The sequence below is a fragment of the Paenibacillus solisilvae genome, from assembly GCF_042656405.1.
GTDB lineage: Bacteria > Bacillota > Bacilli > Paenibacillales > Paenibacillaceae > Paenibacillus_Z > Paenibacillus_Z solisilvae.
Genome location: NZ_JBHSOW010000060.1, coordinates 89,980 through 106,640, shown reverse-complemented (window position 1 = coordinate 106,640; position 16,661 = coordinate 89,980). Strand labels below are relative to the sequence as shown.

The 16,661-nt window shown below is 49.0% G+C and carries 12 protein-coding genes and 1 pseudogene; 9 read left to right on the top strand and 4 right to left on the bottom strand.

Annotated features, from left to right (window positions below):
• Window positions 1-532: 532 nt before the first annotated feature.
• Window positions 533-1,543: a DUF3231 family protein gene (locus tag ACFPYJ_RS16680; RefSeq protein WP_379189306.1), complete on the bottom strand. Its 1,011-nt coding sequence runs from the start codon at window positions 1,541-1,543 to the stop codon at window positions 533-535.
• Between the two features lie 229 nt (window positions 1,544-1,772).
• Between ACFPYJ_RS16680 and ACFPYJ_RS16675 the strand changes: the two genes are divergently transcribed.
• The gene (locus ACFPYJ_RS16675) at window positions 1,773-2,846 is read left to right on the top strand and encodes a Gfo/Idh/MocA family protein (RefSeq protein WP_379189305.1); all 1,074 of its coding nucleotides are present in this window, start codon (window positions 1,773-1,775) and stop codon (window positions 2,844-2,846) included.
• Between the two features lie 265 nt (window positions 2,847-3,111).
• On the opposite strand, the gene ACFPYJ_RS16670 is transcribed toward ACFPYJ_RS16675, so the two are convergent.
• Window positions 3,112-4,086, bottom strand: coding sequence for an ABC transporter substrate-binding protein (locus ACFPYJ_RS16670; RefSeq protein WP_379189310.1), 975 nt, complete (start codon window positions 4,084-4,086; stop codon window positions 3,112-3,114).
• 405 nt (window positions 4,087-4,491) lie between these two features.
• On the opposite strand from ACFPYJ_RS16670, the gene ACFPYJ_RS16665 reads away from it, so the two are divergent.
• From ACFPYJ_RS16665 to ACFPYJ_RS16640, 6 genes and pseudogenes are all read left to right on the top strand, one after another.
• Window positions 4,492-5,235, top strand: coding sequence for an SDR family oxidoreductase (locus ACFPYJ_RS16665; RefSeq protein ID WP_379189304.1), 744 nt, complete (start codon window positions 4,492-4,494; stop codon window positions 5,233-5,235).
• Window positions 5,236-5,503: 268 nt separating this feature from the next.
• On the top strand, window positions 5,504-8,803 hold the full coding sequence (locus ACFPYJ_RS16660; RefSeq protein WP_379189303.1) for a DEAD/DEAH box helicase: 3,300 nt from the start codon (window positions 5,504-5,506) through the stop codon (window positions 8,801-8,803).
• A gap of 343 nt (window positions 8,804-9,146) precedes the next feature.
• Window positions 9,147-11,153, top strand: a complete 2,007-nt coding sequence (locus ACFPYJ_RS16655) for a hypothetical protein (protein WP_379189302.1) — start codon at window positions 9,147-9,149, stop codon at window positions 11,151-11,153.
• 39 nt (window positions 11,154-11,192) lie between these two features.
• On the top strand, window positions 11,193-11,663 hold the full coding sequence (locus ACFPYJ_RS16650) for a divergent PAP2 family protein (protein WP_379189301.1): 471 nt from the start codon (window positions 11,193-11,195) through the stop codon (window positions 11,661-11,663).
• A gap of 234 nt (window positions 11,664-11,897) precedes the next feature.
• Window positions 11,898-12,104, top strand: a pseudogene (locus tag ACFPYJ_RS16645) (YiaA/YiaB family inner membrane protein); the annotation flags it as partial.
• A 60-nt stretch (window positions 12,105-12,164) separates the two neighbouring features.
• Window positions 12,165-12,356, top strand: a complete 192-nt coding sequence (locus tag ACFPYJ_RS16640) for a YiaA/YiaB family inner membrane protein (protein ID WP_379189309.1) — start codon at window positions 12,165-12,167, stop codon at window positions 12,354-12,356.
• Between the two features lie 60 nt (window positions 12,357-12,416).
• Here ACFPYJ_RS16640 and ACFPYJ_RS16635 read toward each other — a convergent pair whose 3' ends face one another.
• Together ACFPYJ_RS16635 and ACFPYJ_RS16630 are read right to left on the bottom strand one after the other, a co-directional pair.
• Window positions 12,417-13,259, bottom strand: a complete 843-nt coding sequence (locus ACFPYJ_RS16635) for an aldo/keto reductase (protein ID WP_379189300.1) — start codon at window positions 13,257-13,259, stop codon at window positions 12,417-12,419.
• A gap of 44 nt (window positions 13,260-13,303) precedes the next feature.
• Window positions 13,304-14,536: an MFS transporter gene (locus tag ACFPYJ_RS16630; protein ID WP_379189299.1), complete on the bottom strand. Its 1,233-nt coding sequence runs from the start codon at window positions 14,534-14,536 to the stop codon at window positions 13,304-13,306.
• A 142-nt stretch (window positions 14,537-14,678) separates the two neighbouring features.
• Between ACFPYJ_RS16630 and ACFPYJ_RS16625 the strand changes: the two genes are divergently transcribed.
• A complete protein-coding gene (locus tag ACFPYJ_RS16625; RefSeq protein WP_379189298.1) occupies window positions 14,679-15,047 on the top strand; it encodes a winged helix-turn-helix transcriptional regulator in 369 nt (122 codons plus the stop codon).
• A 103-nt stretch (window positions 15,048-15,150) separates the two neighbouring features.
• Window positions 15,151-16,614: an aminoacyl-histidine dipeptidase gene (locus ACFPYJ_RS16620; protein WP_379189297.1), complete on the top strand. Its 1,464-nt coding sequence runs from the start codon at window positions 15,151-15,153 to the stop codon at window positions 16,612-16,614.
• Window positions 16,615-16,661: the final 47 nt, after the last annotated feature.

Genomic DNA, 16,661 nt, shown 5'->3' with positions numbered 1-16,661 from the left:
GTCAGGGGCGAAATCCTGCGAATAAGCGAGCATTCGTGAGAAAACTGAATCGTACCGAGGGAGTTCAATGCTTTTAAACAACTTTATTTCTGACCAAGGCCCGCATCATAGGGCCGGGTTTACTGCATTTTTTGCGACCATTTTAAATTACTTTATTATCAAAGAACACCGAAGAAACAGTAGATGTTTCATAAAAAGATATCTATCCGGCGATGACATTTAGGCTCATCACAGGACTGCAAAACTGTCTATATTACCTCCATGGGCAAAGGACTGGAAATGCGAGCCATGCGCACAAGCAGAGCAAGACTGATCAACACAAAGGCAGGGCGGATCGGTTTTAAATCGGTATGTCCTGCTTTATCTTTCTAATGTATTAACAAATCAGTCTATTGCCAAGGCAAGCCCTGCCCTTCTTGGAGGGTTCACGGCTTTTATCTTTAGCCAAAAGAAAGAGGGGCATCGCTGCCCCCTCCAGCATTTCTATAATCGTCCACATATCGAACAGGTATAAATTTAACCCATCCGCAAATTATGTCTTCATCAATTCTTTGCGGTCCGGCGCTTGAGGCGGTTCTTCCAACCAGCCGTGTTCGATCAGCATTTTCGCGCCATCCTCGGCATAACTCGCGATTTCTGCCGCCAACCTTATATAATTAGCCGCAACATCTCTGCGGGGACTTGCCGCTGTCGCTATACCGTAATTGCCGGTTCCTGCCGCAATCAATAGTGACACATGGTACAGCATAAGCTTGTCGGAGAAAGGTGCTTCCGTAGAATCCATTACGTCTGAATCCCACGTCATGGGGACAGGAAGTTCATCATCCTTGAGGATATCAGCGAAAATTTTCACATGCTTAGTGGATATATCGACACCTCGAGAAAAATATTTGCGAATTTCCTGCGACCGGGCGACCTGATTAAATCCCATAAGCATCGTTTTACCGAGTCCGTTCGTTTGTGCGTTCGCAAATAAATGCGCGATTTCAATAGATATTAGCGGTCGCTTATCCAGAAATCCGAAGAACCCTCCCGACAGGAAATTTTTGTTTTCCACGAAATCAATTCCGTCCGGTATTGGCATATAAGGGGGTCTTATATAAAGTCCTTTGGACTGCAAAACCTCAGTCACCTTTTGATCCAGTTTTACCGTTTTTAATAGGGTATCGTGGAAGAATGACCTTATATCTGAACGAGATGCCATTGTATAGGTCATGCTGTACGTCACTAATCCGACCTTTGCCATATTCTTAATGTAATACAAAAAGAAGCTGTCCGAGAATAAGCGCTTGACGTTTACGTTAACGTCTTCATCCGAAAAGCCTTTAGGAATTGGAAAGTCTTCTGCATTAAAAATCTTCGTTAATTCCTGAATTTGCTTATCTGAAAGGTCTAGTGCATATTTAACAACGGATGTAATTTCGGAATCTTCAACGATATGATGAAAATAGCTCAATACGCATCTCGCCATTGTATCATTGACATAGGTTGCCCAGAGCGCTCCCATCTCGGTTGAAGTTAATCTAATGTCCTTCTCTTTCAAAAGATAAAACCTCCATTCCAGGAATACCTGCTATCCGTGGTATTCCCCTAATGGAATAGTTTATCCAGCCTGAAGGAAGTATAATTGCTGGAAACGTCCTGCAAACTGTCGTTCATGCAGTGACAGGCTGCAATTGCTGGAATTGGAAGTTTCTTCTTTTGAAATGGTGGTATGGGCTATAATAGAAAAGAAGCAGCACACTCCAGTGTGAAGAGGGGAAAAATAGCAAATGGGGAAAATAACGTTTGGAATCATTGGCCATGGTTGGCGGGCTGATTTTTATTTGCGGATTGCAAGGGAGCTGCCTGAACGGTTCAAGGTGAGCCGGATGCTGGTTCGCCGCGAAGAGACGGCTGCCGCTTTGCAAAATGAATGGGGTGTCGAGACCTTTCAGGATCTGGATTCCTTTCTTGATGGAGCGGAACTATCTTTTGTCGTTGTATCTGTGTCTTGGGAGAGCTGTCCGGTCTACATTCGCGAGCTGGCTGATCGGGGCGTTCCCGTTCTTGCCGAGACGCCGCCGGCACCGGATCTTGACGGCCTGACCCAGCTGTTCAAGGCAGTGGGAAGCGGGGCAAAGATTCAGGTTGCGGAGCAGCTTCTCTTTCAGCCCATGCATGCCGCACGTATATCCTTGGCCAGATCAGGCAGAATCGGACCCGTGTCTCAAGCTCAGGTGTCTGTGGCGCACGGTTATCATGGAGTCAGTTTAATCCGCCAGCTGCTGGATGTGAGCTTCGAGACAGCCGTTATTAGCGGCCAGCGGTTTCTATCGTCGATTGTGGAGGGTCCGGGCAGATATGGGCCCCCGCAGGAAGAGGTCATCAAGGAATCCTCACAGGATATCGCCACGCTGAGCTTCGGAAATAAGCTGGGAGTGCTCGACTTTACCGGAGATCAGTACTTTTCATGGATTCGCCGTGAGCGGGTTCTTGTAAGAGGAATCCGCGGTGAAATTATGGGGGACGAGGCTGCCTGGCTTGAAGATTTCCAAACGCCGGTCATCTCCAAGCTGAGGCGGGTCGATAACGGGTTTGACGGTAATCTTCTAGGCTTTAATTACAGCGGTATACTGCTTGGATCGGAATGGTTATTTCGCAATCCCTACGTGCCGGGGAGGTTGACCGATGACGAGATTGCGATTGCAACTGCTTTAAGCAAGATGGGAGATTATGTTCAAGGCGGACCTTCATTCTACAGTTTGGCGGAGGCATCCCAAGACCACTACTTGAGTATGCTGATCGAAAAAGCGATTACCGAAGGGACGACGGTGACTTCCGAGAAGCAGGTCTGGTATCCATAATCGTGAATGGCTGCTAAGGATAAGCCGATCTGAATAGAATGACTAGCCGGCCGAATCGGCCGGTATCTAACGAAGCCCTGCGGCACTGCAAGGCTTTGTTTTGTTTATTCTCTAACTCGGATGGGAGTATCCTTGAACAAGAGGGGCTTACCGAAAGTCATGATTACGAATTCCGGTACAGCCCCTCTTGTAAATGTCTGTTCCAATTCTTACCCGCCGCTGCTGCTCCAGGCTTGCAGGCAGTAGGCAAAAAAGATTTTTGCCTCTATTTCACTAAGCTGGCAAGAACATCGTCAATGATTTGGCCGTTTGCGATCGGTCCGCCGTACAGCCAGCTGTGCGTTTTGTCGAATTCATAGACATGTCCGTTTTTAACGGCAGGAATGTTCTTCCAAATTGCCTGCTTAAGCATATCGGAATCTGTTTCATCGCTGTTGATGAGGAATAGATAATCGACTTTCATATCCGCTAATTTTTCTAACGAGATGGCGTTCCAGTTTCCTGTGCCGGTTTTGGATATTTCCTTCACCACATCAGGTGCAGTCAGACCCAGATCTTTGTATAGAACAGAACCGCTGGAGAGGTTGTCGCTTACGACATAGAAATTCTTCTGAACCAGCCAAATAGCTGCAGCAGATTGTGTGCCAATGGCATTCGCCAGTTTTTCTTTCGCATCTTTTGCTTTGACTTCGTATTGGTCCAGGACTTGCTGGGCTTCTTTGCTCTTATTCAGAACTTCGCCGATTTTGAGCAGGGCTTTGCGCCAGTCGGCGTTAATGGCATCTCCTAAAACATAGGTAGGGGCGATTTTGTTATATTGCGGATATTTGCCATCCTTCACTTCACCATCGGAAGCAATAAGAAGAAGATCCGGATTGAAGCTCGTTACAGCTTCGTAAGGAAGGTCATATGAAATGGTGGGAATTCCGTCGAGATAAGACTTCAAATACTCTTGTTTACCGTTCGGAACAGACCACTGGGCGACAGGCTTAACGCCAAGGGCAACCAGCGGATCTTCCAAGTAAGAACCGATAATCCGTTTCGGCTCGGCTGGAATGGTAACTTTATTGCCAAGTGCGTCAGTTAGCGTTCTATCGGAGGCTGGAGCCGGTGCGCTTTGATCAGCTGCCGCTGCATTTCCTTCAGATGTCTGGGATGAATTGTCGGTGTTTTTATTGCCGCAAGCTGCCAGCGACAGAGCTAAAATCATTAAGCTGATTAGAATAAGTACAGACTTCATTCGATTACGTTTAAACACGATGTTTCCTCCTAATAGGACCGTAAATTATTTTGAAAGCAACCTGGTAAACAAGCGGACTTTCAATCCGTTATAAATGATAACAATTATCATTATCAATATCAACACCGATTTTATGAACAAAAAATAATTACCTTATAAAAGGAAATGGGCTGTCATCGATGAGGGATTCAATTGAAATTTCAAATAATGAATGACATAATAATAAAATTGTCACTTGTATTTTGTTATTCGTTTCTATATAATCAAAAGCAACCAGTCAGATATGCATACAATCAGGAAAGATAGGGTCTTTCTCGTTTAACCAGCCAATTATCCAGCGGCAGTAACTGAATGACGGATACACTACTTGTTAAATAAATCAAACCAATCCCGGAGGAATTTAAAATGCAAAACAATTTAGCAGGTAAAGTAGCGATAGTAACTGGAGCATCGAGAGGGATGGGGCGGGAAATAGCTGAGGAGCTTGCTAATAAGGGGGCCAAGGTTATCGTTAACTATGCGAGCAATCCGGCTAAAGCGGAGGACGTCGTTAGCGGCATTAAACAAAATGGCGGAGAAGCGCTGGCTGTTCAAGCCGATATAAGCCAAATCGCTGAGCTCGACATGCTGTTTCAAAAGACCATAGAGGCATACGGGCAGCTCGATATTCTCGTGAACAACGCAGGCATTATGATTACGAAGCCGCTCGCTGCCATGACGGAAGAAGACTTTGACAAGCAGTTTGCCATTAATGTAAAAGGCACTTATTTTGCCTGCCAGCAGGCCTTTAAACATATGAATGAGAATGGACGCATCATCAATTTCTCCACCTCTGTTGCGGGTCTGATGTTTCCGACTTACAGCGTCTACGCAGGCACAAAGGGAGCGGTTGAGCAATTTACGCGCCAACTGGCGAAAGAATTCGGTCCCAAGGGGATCACGATCAATACAGTGGCACCGGGTCCGGTCAATACAGAGCTCTTCACAGTGGGCAAGTCCGAGGAGCAGATCGCGGCTATCCGTAATATGAATGCTTTTGGCCGCCTTGGAGACTCGGAGGATATTGCAAGCGTTGTGCTGTTCTTGGCCAGCGAAGAGTCCAAGTGGATAACCGGCCAAACGGTGCGCATCAATGGCGGACTTATTTAAGCGAATTAACTGTTTATAGGGATAAGAAGTAAGGGCGCTTGGCGCACCTGCACTTATAATGAAATACAGGCCGGCTGCAGCATTGCAAAGACTATTCACTCCAGCGGAAAACACCTCAGTTTAACAATTAACCATGAGAAGCAGGCAAGGCTTCGCTCTTAGCATCATCAGGGCGAAGCCTTGTTCTGTTCTTCCTGCTGAATTCTGTTATCATAGGGATAGATGATTTCGTGCGAACAAATATTCTTATAAAGGCAGGATTATTCCGATGAATGTTCAGCTGACAGATAAATCCATCCAGATGCTGTGCGGCCAAACCGCTTATGATAAGGGAGCGGCCTATTACCGGTCAGGAAAAGTTACCATTACGTACTATAATCCCGAGGCCTTGACCTGGGAAGCTGTGGTCAGAGCAAATGGCAGTGATGAGGTCACGGTTGAGCTTTTCGAGAATGGGGATGTGGAAGCAGAATGCAGCTGTCCGACCCTTGCTTCTTTTGACAAATATTGTTCCCATATCGCAGCAGTGCTGCTGAGCATTAAGAACAATCCGGGGGATTTTGCCGGTCCTCTGGCAAGGCCGCGGAATTCTTCAGCCGACAGTTCCTTTGCAGGCGCAGGCGCAGGCGCAGGGAACGCTGCTGCGTGGGATTCAGCCAGAGATGCGAAGCTGCTCAGCGGCATGATAAGCTTGTTCAGCGAGCGGCCGCTGCGTCCAAGCCGAGCAAGGAATCTCTTCGATACGAGAGAGCCTCTGGATGTTGAGTTTATCTGTAAGCCGTTTCCCTATGGCTATAAGAAGCATAGGCTCGGGATTGAAATGAAGGTCGGTCCCAAACGGCTGTATATCGTCCAGAAATTAGGCGAGTTCCTGGACTGCATAAGCCGCAGAGAAGCTTACGCCTTCACGAAGCATTTTACCTATGAACCGGAGCTGCACAGCTTTCACCCTGACAATGATGCGGTGATTCAATTGTTAATCCAGCTTGAAGACAATGAGCGGATGTTCCTTGAAGGCTCGGGCACGCCCGCTGCACATACCAGTGACCGCATGCTGCTGATTCCGCCGAATGCCTGGACCATGCTGCATCCTTTACTGCTTAAAGCCCAGTCGGTAAAGCTTGAACAGGCAGGCGTCTCCTATGACGGCATTGAACTGACCGGCGAGCTGCCGCCGCTGCAATTTGAATTTGAGCAGATGATTGAAGGGGATGGCTTTCAGCTGGACGTTCATGGATTGGATCAAATGATCATCATGGATGCATACGGCATCGTTATGGCCGCCGGTAAACTGCATAAGCTGCAGGCAGATTCCTGCAAACGGTTATCGATGCTCAAAGAGATGCTGGAAGCTTCCCGTACGCAGCAAATTCAGATCGCTCAGGAGCAGATGGAGCCTTTCATGGAGAAGGTCGTGCCGGGGCTGATGAAGCTTGGCAGCGTACACCTTACGCAGGCGGTGTCGGAGCGTATCGTGCAAACTCCGCTAAAGGCCAAGCTGTATCTGGACCGGGTCAGAGATCGTCTGCTCGCCGGATTGGAATTTCATTATGGGAGTATTGTCATTAATCCGCTTGAGTCAGACGGGTCATCCCGAGAGGAAAGGCATATTTTGCTGCGGGATGGAGAGAAGGAAATACGAATCCTTGAGCTTATGGTGCAAAGCGGATTCACAGCAACGGAGGGCGGTTATTTCTTAAGCGGCGAGGATCTGGAATATGAGTTTCTGTATCATGTGCTGCCGGAGCTGGAGAAACTGGCGGATGTGTACGCAACCTCTGCGGTAAAGACGAAGCTTCCAACCGGCCTTATGCCGCCCAAGGTCACGGTGAGCGTGAATGAACGAACAGATTGGCTGATCTGCAAGTTTGAAATCGACGGCATTCCGGAGTCGGAAATCCGCAATTTGCTGAAGTCGCTCGAAGAGAAACGCAAATTCCATCGTCTTCCCGGAGGCGCGTTTTTGCCGCTCGAGGGTGAAGAATATCAGGAGATCATCCGTTTCATTAATGAAACCGGCATGAGCAGAAGCGAGCTTGAGGCTGCGATTGTTCGCTTCCCTGTGGCTCACGCCCTCCATCTGATGGAGTCGCATAGACAGAGCCATACCATTAAGCTCGGTAAATCATTTCGTCAGCTTCTGGAGAATATGCGCAATCCGGACAATCTGGATTTCCCCATTCCAGAGCAACTGGAAGAGGTCCTTCGGGATTACCAGAAGGTGGGGTTTCAATGGTTCAAGACGCTGGCTCATTATCACTTTGGCGGTATCCTTGCGGATGATATGGGGCTCGGCAAAACCCTGCAAAGCATCGCCTTTCTCGTCTCCGTATTGCCTGAGATAAGAGAGAAGCGGCAGCCGGGGCTTATCGTTTGCCCTGCTTCTCTTGTGTACAATTGGAAGAATGAGCTGCAGAAATTCGCTCCGGAGATTCGGGCTGTCATTGCTGACGGTACTCAGGAGGAGCGAAGCCAAATTCTGCAGGCAAGCTCCAAGGCGGATGTAATCATCACTTCATACCCCCTGCTGCGCAGGGATATTATACAGGCTGCCAAGCAATCCTTCCATACGCTTATTCTGGATGAGGCGCAGTTCTTCAAGAATCATAATACGCAAACTGCGCATGCGGTAAAAGCGATTCAGGCCGTGTACCGGTTCGCTCTGACCGGGACGCCCGTGGAGAATAAGCTCGAAGAGCTGTGGTCGATCTTTGATGCGGTATTCCCGGCTTTGTTCAAGGACAGGAAAGCCTTCAATGATCTGTCCCGCGACATCGTGGCCAAGCGTGCGAAGCCGTTCCTGCTGCGCAGGCTGAAGAGCGAAGTGCTCAAGGAGCTGCCGGAGAAGATTGAGTCGCTTCAGGCCTCCGAGCTGCTGCCGGAGCAGAAGAAGCTGTACGTGGCTTATCTGGCGAAGCTGCAGCAGGAAGCCTTAAAGCATCTGAACGATAAGGATTTTCAAAAGAACCGTATCAAAATCCTTGCCGGCTTAACAAGGCTGAGGCAGCTGTGCTGCCACCCATCGCTGTTTGTGGAGGATTATGCGGGAAGCTCAGCCAAATTCGAGCAGCTGCTGGAGATTATTGAGGAATGCCGAAGCGCAGGCAAGCGTATGCTTGTATTCTCGCAATTTACGGAAATGCTGGGCATCATCGGACGTGAGCTTGGATATCAAGGCATACCGTTCTTTTACTTGGACGGTTCTACCCCCTCCCGGGAAAGAGTTGACCGGTGCAGCCGTTTTAATGAAGGGGAGCGGGATTTGTTCCTTATCTCCTTGAAAGCCGGCGGTACCGGCTTGAATCTGACTGGTGCAGATACGGTTATTCTGTATGATCTGTGGTGGAATCCTGCTGTAGAGCAGCAGGCTGCTGACCGCGCGCACCGGATCGGACAGAATAAAGTCGTGCAGGTGATTCGGCTGGTAACCCAAGGTACAGTGGAAGATAAGATGTACGAGCTTCAGCAGAGGAAGATGAACTTGATCGATGAAGTCATTCAACCGGGCGAAGAAGCCTTATCCGGCTTGTCAGAGCAGGAGATCCGGGAGATTTTAATGATAGGCTAAAATAGAGGTGCAGCGAACTCATTCGCAGCACCTTTTTTGGGTTGGGGATTCATAAATTCGGGCGGCTCTGCAGCTGTAAGTTGCCTATCTTGGGGCGGGTAAATTGACCGATAAGACGGAAATATGTAGAACTATTCCGACTTGCGAACTATAATAGGGAATACATTACAAAAACATTCACAAAATAACTTCTTAGCTAAAAAATCCATTATATTACGCAGCGACAGCAAGGAGTGCAGAAACCTTGGGACGACATGAGCGCCTTAGCCGACTGTTGGAAGGATTAAATGAGTTATTTGCCGCAAGTGAGGAGTGTCGTTAGTGGCGGGCGGATTTGCAAGCGATGGTGCAGGAATCGAAGGAAAATAGCCGGGTATTGATCATTGGAGAATCCTATTCGGGCAGGGCGAAGCTTATCAATGCCTTACTGGGACAAGAGCTCCTGGCCGTTGATGATCGGCCGGCAGCGGATACAGGAATGATAATCAAATACGGGACTGCGGTCCGGATCTACGGCTATTTTCAAGACGGAACCAGAACGGAAATGGATGCCGGAGAGGTTTTCTCACTGGAGAAAAGCGGGAAAACGGCGGATTCGCACCATCGGCTGGATCATCTTGAGATTCAGCATCCTGCTGAGTTATTAAAGAAAATTACGCTGATGAACAGCCCAGGCAGGACCCTTCCATTCGGGGGACAAATCAAGGCCGCTGCAGAGATGCTCAAGCTTGCTGATGATGTCATATGGCTGTTTAACAGCGGTACTGCCGATCAAGGGATGGACGTCGATGCACTTTATGAGATCCAAGATCATTACGGCATTTCCCCGCTTGGACTGATTAACAGCATTCATGCTCATGAAGATCATTCCGGCGCAGAGCTGGATAAAGTCAGCAGCAGCAAAAGAAGCCGGCTTTGGCCCTATGTAAGAGAGCTGATCTGGATTTCCGTTGATCAGGCCCTTCAGGGCAAGCTTGACAATGATCCTGACAGGATACACCGCAGCAATATAGCCGAAATTGAAGCGGCATTGAGCAGCCAGGAGAAATTGAAGACGAAACGAACCATGAAGCAAGTCATCGCATTTATGGAGGGGTTCATTAAACCGTTCATTATGCTGCTGACGCAGCGCAACGTGCATCGGCATCATGCTGAGCTTGAGCGGTTTCTCAGGGAAGAGACGGGCCTCCTAACCGAGCAGAGAGACCGGCTCCCGGAGAACAAAGCCTCCTTACAGGAACAATCACTGAGCCGGAAACCTCATAGCCAAAAGCCTGCATCGCTTGATGAGCTTATTCAGCTAGATACCTATGCCGGACTTAAGCAAATTGCTGAGGAATTTACCATTCTGCAAGAAGAGCATGAAGGTAATATTCAGACCTGCAATAACAATAAGCTAGCGATGCTTGATCTATATAAACAGGTTTCCAGCCCGATTAAGAGACTGTTCGCTCCCCATCAAACCCTGCTTAAATTGAGAACTCAAGTTGAACAAGTCAACGATAATCAACGGAGCTGTTCCCTCACGGCCAGTCAGATCAGCAGGTTGAAAGAGGATTGGAAAGAGCTCCATCAACAAGCGGAGCGTAAGAAACAGACCGCAGCGTCTCCCATTCTGAATACGCTTGCCAGGTTTCGCGATGCGGCAAAGACGCTGCAGCAGTTCTCCTTTATCGAGGAGCTGCGCGCGCTGCTGGGCAATTTCTTGAATGAAAGCCAGTTTAGAGAGCATGACACAGGAGAAGATTATTTATATGGGAGAATGGCCGCTCAGTTCATTGTCATGCTGGATTTTACAGAAAGGCTGTCGTTTGGAGAAATCATTCATGCTTTCCAAGAGACGGAGAAACAGCTGAGCGCTGCGGCTGCAGGCGCTGTAAGGACGGAGCTTCCTCACCGGCTGAATGGCCAAGTGCCGCAGACATCCGAGATCATGAATTATATTCCGATCATACCGGAGCCTGTCCGTATCGACACGACTTCCTATCGCAGCTATACGATCGCATGCCTATTGATGGCAGCGCTGATCATCGCAGTTCTATTCCTTCCTTCCTCTTATCGAAGTCTTGACTTTCTTCATCCAGGCTCTCAGAATGAGGAGCTGAAGTCACCGGACAGCAATGAAACAGCGCCTGCTTCGGCAGCTAACGTTATCGGTTACATCAAAGTATTAACCGGGACGCTTAACGTTCGGTGTGCACCGGACAGCAAAGCGGATATAGTGACCATTATTAGGCCAAGGCAGAGATTCCCCGCCTATGAGAAGAGCGGTAAGTGGCTGCGGATCGGAACCGATAAATGGATAACGTTTAATACGAAGCTGATCGAATATTATCCATCATTTGCTTAATCGAATGTCCATGGAATGAGGCGAAAAGGGGGATCTGCAATGGCGATACTAACTAATTTTCCGCTCGTGGCGGCATTTGCGTCTATTTTGCTGGCCCAACTAGTTAAGGTGCCCCTGCATTATATCGCTGCCCGAAAATGGGCATGGGGGCTTGCTTTCAGCACGGGTGGGATGCCGAGTTCCCATTCGGCCGCGGTCGCATCGCTTGCAGCTGCAATCGGAATCGAGCAGGGCGTCGCCTCAGCTTATTTTGCCATCTCCGTTGTCTTTGCGGCTATTGTCATGTTCGATGCTTGCGGCATAAGGAGGCAGGCAGGCGAACAGGCGGTTATTATTAACCGGCTAACCGAGGAATTTCATTATTTATTTCATGATAAAGGAAAAGCCCATGGAACAGGCGTTGACCGGAAGGCATTAAAGGAACTGCTGGGTCATCGGCCGATTGAAGTTTTTGTAGGCTGTTTATTCGGAGCTGCAATCAGTTTGATTATGTATTTCTTATGGTATTGATCCGCTATATGCGTATATTCGAGCTCAGCTCCCGATCCATTTGGGGCTGAGCTTTTTAGAATTGTATGGCAGCGATAGCCGGCTTTCTGACTCTGTCCCCTTATGTATAGGACCTGGTACTAGAAATAGATGGTACTACTCAAATTCATGGAACATTATAGAATGAAGTCATATCAAATAACCGGCAGGTTATACGGGAGGGCTTTACTAATGGAAGCTGGGCAGAATCGGAAAATGGTCAATTTCTACCGTCGGCGCAACACGCCAACCTATACGTTCATGGCATGGTCGGCGTTCATTCTGGCAAGCGGATTTGAATTCATTGGCATCTATTATCTGAAGCAGCCGCTGTCTGTCCAAGGGTACTATGCCGTAACCGGGGTATTGCTGATTATTACGTCCTTCCTTCTTCAGAAGGTGGCCAGAGATAACGATGAAGATAAATTTTTGAAGGATCAGAATCCAGGCTACAGAAGCAGGAATACAGCTGCGTTTACGTTCATGGCATGGGGCGGCTTTCTGCTTGCCGTCTTGGCAGAATACATCGGTCTATACACGCTGCAGGAGCCCTTCTATGTAAAAGGCTATTACGCCATCGGAGGCGCATTTCTTATCGAAGCTTGTCTGGTGCTGCAAAAAACGATTCGTGATAATGAGGAAGACAATCTGCATGGGAACGAATCGGAGGAATAACAGCAAAGAGGCACCGCATCTTCCTAAAGGGAAGGAGCGGTGCCTCGCGAGCGTTTGCGATCAGAAATCAAAGTTATCCGGATCCGGGCCCACCCGTTGATCCTTGTTCAAAGCATCAATCCGGGCCACTTCATCGGGAGTCAGCTCAAAATCATACAGCGCGGCATTTTCGATAATGCGGTGCTCTTTCGTAGACTTCGGAATCGTGACTACCCCGTGCTGCAGATCCCAGCGAAGGATGACTTGGGCTGTTGATTTGCCATGATGGGCGGCGATTTCCTGCAGCACCGGGTTGTCCAGCAGCTGACCCTGCATGAGCGGAGACCAAGCTTCCAGCTGAATTCCTTGTTCCTGGCAGTAGCGTCGCAATTCCTGCTGGCTGAGGAGCGGATGGAATTCCACTTGGTTTACGGTTGGCGTAATCTCAGCGTCCTTCTTCAGGTCTTCGAGGTGATGGACTTGGAAGTTACTCACGCCGATTGCCTTTACGCGGCCCTCTTTATACAGCGTCTCGAGCGCTCGCCAAGCCTCTTTATATTTGCCTTTCACAGGCCAATGGATGAGATAGAGATCCAGGTAATCCAACCCGAGCTTCGCAAGGCTCGCTTCATAAGCAGCCAATGTGGATTCATAGCCAAGGTCTGCATTCCAAACTTTCGAAGTGACGAAGAGCTCTTCCCTGGAGAGTCCTGTTTCTGCCAGGGCTTCGCGAATTCCCTGCCCAACGCCGGTTTCATTCTGATAGATGGCTGCAGTATCAATGCTTCGGTACCCATGCCTGATTGCGGATTTGACGGCTTCTACCAGCTCGGCGCCTTCCTCTACTTTAAACACACCCAGTCCGAACCAGGGCATACGAACACCATTGTTTAATGTTGTTGCAGCTTGCAGATTAGTTGTCATTTTCCAAATACCCTCCAAATGATAATGTTTCGTCCTTCATGTATTTAAACGCCGGATAACCGCTTCAAGCAGAAGCCCGGAGCTTCTTTATGGGATGCTTCATCTTTTCGTTCCAAAGCCCGGCTGAGGCCGGTCAGGAGGACAGCCCCCAGAACCATAACCGCGCCGACCCATGTCGTATGTTTGAGGCCGATCGTATCCGTAACGACACCGCCAAGGTAAGCACCGATCGCAATCCCCGCATTAAAGGCAGCGATATTAAGCGCAGAGGCGACATCGACTGCACCCGGCACAAAACGTTTAGCGAGTACGACGACATACACCTGTAATCCTGGAACATTCATGAAAGCCAGCAGGCCCATGAAGAATATGGTTACCAAGCCGGCAGCCGCGTAGGGAACGGTGAACAGCAGCACAAACAGCACGATGGCCTGCAGGGCAAACATATAGAACAAGGCATTCAGCGGCTTACGGTTGGCTGCTTTCCCTCCGATGACATTGCCAATCGCAATCGCAACCCCATACAGTACGAGAATCGCGGCAACCGTCTTTTCTTTAAATCCGGTTATATCGTGAAGCAAAGGGGCCAAGTAGGTGAAGACGACGAACGTGCCGCCATATCCTAAAGCCGTAATGGAAAAGGCCAGTAGTAACCGTCCGTTCGTAACGAGCTTGACCTGGTCGCGAATTGATGTTTTCGCCCCTTTGCGGAGACCGGCCGGCACGAGAATCATATTTGCTATCAATGCGATTATCCCAATAATGACAATGGCGATAAAAGCGGCCCGCCAGCCCAGCTGCTGTCCGATTAATGTGCCGATCGGCACACCGGTAACGGTAGCTACCGTCAGCCCGGAGAACATAATCGAGATTGCACTGGCCCGGCGGTCCTCAGCGACGAGATCGGCCGCGATGGTCGAGCCGATGGACATAAATACCCCATGAGCGAAGGCGGAGAATACGCGTGCTGCGAGCAGAAGAGCAATTCCATGGGCGGCGGCAGCGAGGCTGTTACCGGCAATAAAGACAATCATGATCCAGAACAGCAAGGTTTTACGCGATACTTTCGCTGTCAGTGAAGTCAGGATTGGAGCGCCCAGCATGACGCCGAGCGCGTATAAACTAACGGTCAAGCCCGCTGTCGTGACAGATATGTGTAAGTCTTCAGCGATGAGCGGAAGCAGGCCAACACTGATGAACTCGGTCGTTCCAATGGCAAAGGCGCTGATGGCTAAAGCAAGGAGCGCCAAGGTACTTCGCTTTTTATCGATGATCATTTGGGTACACTCCTATAGTAACAGTATAGTATTCACCGGCCGGTAAATGTTATTATAGGGTGTTAAAATAAACATGGGTAGTACGTACTTATAAGTACTATAGTTACTAAAAAGTTATCATGCATAACTAGGAGGATAAAGGGTGCTCAAGAAGAAATACAACATATCTGTGGAAGCGACTTTGGAGGTCATCGGCGGAAAGTGGAAATGTGTGATTCTTTGCCATCTTACGCATGGGAAGAAGCGCACAAGCGACCTAAAACGTATCATGCCCGGAATTACGCAAAAAATGTTAACGCAGCAGCTTAGAGAATTAGAGCAGGACGGCATCGTGAATCGGATCAGCTATAACCAGGTTCCGCCCAAGGTTGAATATGAGCTCAGTCCATATGGATGGAGTTTAAAATCAATATTAGATTCTTTATGCAATTGGGGCGAGTGCCATATTGTAATGAAGTATGGCGATAAGAGCGCGGTATTGGAGGATAATATTCTTAATAATCTGGACTAGAGCCGGTTAAGACCTATGACGCTGGCCGGTGTAGGTGTCGGTATTGGCTTATTACATAATAATCAATGTTTAGGGGGCAGCCATTTGAAGCAGGAATCAAGCCGTGTATATACCGGGGACAGCAAGGTCATCCGTTTCTTCGAAGAACTATCCGCTATCCGCCATACCGAGAGAGTCAGGGAATGAGAAAGCCATCAGCGATTTCATCGTGAGGTTTGCAGAGGAGCGGGGCTGCACTGCGCTGCAGGATGAATGGTGGAACGTTATCGTGAAGAAACCGGCGTCAAAGGGGTATGAGCATGCGCCGACGGTTATTTTTCAAGGGCATCTGGATATGGTTTGCGAGAAAAATAAATCGACTGAGCATGACTTCACCAAGGATCCCATCAAGCTCAAGATTGTGGGCGAAATGATCTATGCCGAGGATACGACGCTCGGGGCGGATAATGGCATGGCCGTCGCTTTTGCTATGTCGTTGATCGACGCCAAGGAATTGAAGCATCCGGCGCTCGAAATTCTGCTTACTACGCAGGAAGAGACGAGTATGGCCGGAGCGATGAACATCGATGTGACGAATCTGCAGGGCCGCATGATGATCAACCTGGATTCGGATACGGAAGGAACGTTATTCGTCAGCAGTGCCGGCGGCATATCGGTGCTGCATACGATTCCGATTGAGTGGGAGGAACTGTCGCAAGGCGGCAATCCGTATACCCTGTCGGTAAAAGGGCTTGCAGGAGGACATTCCGGCGAGGATATCATTCAGCAGCGGGGCAATGCGAATAAGCTGCTGGGCCGGGTACTGGACGATCTGCGCCGGAACAAGGTGGAGTTTGAGCTTGCCCGGTTAAGCGGCGGCATTAAGGTTAATGCGATTCCGAGGGAAGCGGAAGCCGTCATTTATTTGAAGGACGAGGGTTCTGCCTCCGAACGAATTGCCGCGTGGAACGGGATTGTGCAAGATGAGTTCGAGGCAGTCGATCCCCATATTACAATTGAACTGATGGCTTATGGAGAATCAGTCGAGCCGCTTTCGGGGAAGCGCTTCTCGGCCGATTCGCAGAATAAAGTGATCACATCTCTGCTGCTCGTACCAAACGGCGTGTTCAGTATGAATAAGTCGATCGGCAATCTCGTGCGAAGCTCTTCCAATGTCGGAAGCGTGAAGACGACGGCATCCGAGGTTGTGCTTGAAAGTCTGGTGAGGAGCTCCATGCGTTCACAGCTTGACCTTGCGCTGTATGAGATGGAGGCTTTGGCTGAGGCGCTTGGCTGCGGCTTCCGCGCGGATCATTATTTTCCGGGCTGGCCGTATCGGCCGGAGTCGAAGCTCAGAGATATCTTTGCAGGGGTTTATCAGCGCAAGTATGGGAAAGAGATGGAGATCAAGGCGGTTCATGCAGGTCTTGAATGCGGTATTTTAGTTGAGAAAATGCCTTACCTTGATGTAGTCTCCTACGGCCCGGATATGTTCAACTTCCACACGCCTGAGGAGCATTTCCGGATCGCCTCGGTAGAGCGGACATGGGATTACATCCAGGATATATTTCATGCGATTAAAGATTAAATCGGTCAAGAAATAGATTAGATTGATGAATGTTGAAGATCAAGGAA